At 69.9% G+C, this 1,632-nt stretch carries 2 protein-coding genes; both read right to left on the bottom strand.

Annotated features, from left to right (window positions below):
- Positions 1–2 precede the first annotated feature (2 nt).
- Positions 3–926: an ABC transporter permease gene (locus tag ABD323_RS40935; protein ID WP_344447187.1), complete on the bottom strand. Its 924-nt coding sequence runs from the start codon at positions 924–926 to the stop codon at positions 3–5.
- Positions 913–1,632: ABC transporter ATP-binding protein (locus ABD323_RS40930; protein WP_344447186.1), on the bottom strand; the 720-nt coding region annotated here is incomplete at its 5' end. The genes ABD323_RS40930 and ABD323_RS40935, both read right to left, overlap by 14 nt.

The following is a 1,632-nucleotide window of genomic DNA, read 5'->3' as shown; positions in this document are numbered from 1 at the left end:
GGTCAGCGGTTGGTCTGGAGGAGGCCGCGGCTGCGCAGGACGCGGCGTTCGATGGGGGTGAAGATGAGGAGGTCGATGGCGACGCCGACGACGAGGATGAGGATGATGCCGAGTAGGACGCCGGACATGTTGTTGAAGTCGCGTTGGTTTTCGAGGTAGCGGCCCAGGCCGACGCCGAGGTCGGGTGAGCTGGCGATGAGTTCGGCGGCCATGAGGGAGCGCCAGGAGAAGGCCCAGCCCTGTTTGAGGCCGCCGAGGTAGCCGGGGAGTGCGGCGGGGAGCAGGATGTGGCGGGCGCCGGCGAGGCCGGTGGCGCCGAGGGTGCGTCCGGCGCGGAGGTAGAGGGGTGGGACCTGGTCGATGCCGGAGATGAGTCCGTTGGCGATGGAGGGGACGGCGCCCAGGAGGATGACGGCGTACATGGCTTGGTCGTTGATGCCGAGCCAGATGACGGTGGCGGGGACCCAGGCGACGGAGGGCAGGGATTGGAGGCCGGAGAGGACGGGTCCGACGGCGGCGCGGATGATTTTGACGCGGGCGACGACGAGGCCGATGGGGGTGCCGATGGCGACGGCGGCGAGGAAGCCGGTGACGCCGCGCCAGACGCTGGTCCAGATGATGGAGAGCAGGGTGCCTTGGTACCAGAGGTCGGTGAGGCTGTGCCAGACGTCCAGGGGGCTGGGGAGTTTGTAGTCGTCGGTGACGTGGAGGCTGTAGAGGAGTTGCCAGGTCGCCAGGACGAGCAGGATGCCCAGGACGGGTGGCAGGATCTTCTCGCGCAGGATCTGGGTGATGGGGGTGCGCTGGATCTGGACGGCGTCCAGGGCGTCGAGGCCGGCTTCGACGCCGCTGAGGTCGCCGGGGGTGTTGTCGGCTTCGGCCTGGGTGGGGTTCTTGGCGAGGGTGGTGGTGTCAGTGCTGGCCATGGCGGCGGATCTCCCCACGCAGGTCTTCGGTGATCTCGACGGACAGGTCGGCGACGCAGGCGGATTCGATGCGGCGGGGTTGGGGCAGGTCGATGTGCCACTGCTTGGCGACGCGGCCGGGGCGTGAGGAGAGCAGGACGACGCGTTGGGCCAGGCGGACGGCCTCGCGCACGTTGTGGGTGACGAACAGGACGGTCAGCTGCCGTTCCTGCCAGATGCGGGTGATCTCCTCGTGCAGGACGTCGCGGGTGATGGCGTCGAGGGCGGCGAAGGGTTCGTCCATGAGCAGGACGCTGCTGCCCTGCGCGAGGGCGCGGGCCATGGCGACGCGTTGGCGCATGCCGCCGGAGAGTTCGTGGACGCGCTTGCCGTAGGAGCCGCCCAGGCGGACCAGCTCCAGCAGCCGTTCGGCTTCGGGGCGGCGTTCGGCGCGGGGTACGCCGTTGAGGCGCAAAGCGAGTTCGATGTTCTTGCCGGCGGTGAGCCAGGGGAACAGGGCGTGTTCCTGGAACATCAGGGCGGGGCGGCCGCCGGGGACCTCGATGGTGCCGGCGGTGGGTCGGTCCAGGCCGGCGACGAGGTTGAGCAGGGTGGACTTGCCGCAGCCGGAGGCGCCGAGCAGGCAGAGGAACTCGCCCGGGGCGACGTCGAGGTTGATGTCGTCGAGCACCGCGGTGGCCGCACCGGGCCGGCCGAAGGACTTGTG

The organism is Kitasatospora nipponensis (assembly GCF_039528135.1).
In the GTDB taxonomy this organism is placed as follows: domain Bacteria; phylum Actinomycetota; class Actinomycetes; order Streptomycetales; family Streptomycetaceae; genus Kitasatospora; species Kitasatospora nipponensis.
The sequence above is the reverse complement of the archived record's forward strand: the minus strand, read 5'-3'. Positions and strand labels throughout refer to the sequence as shown.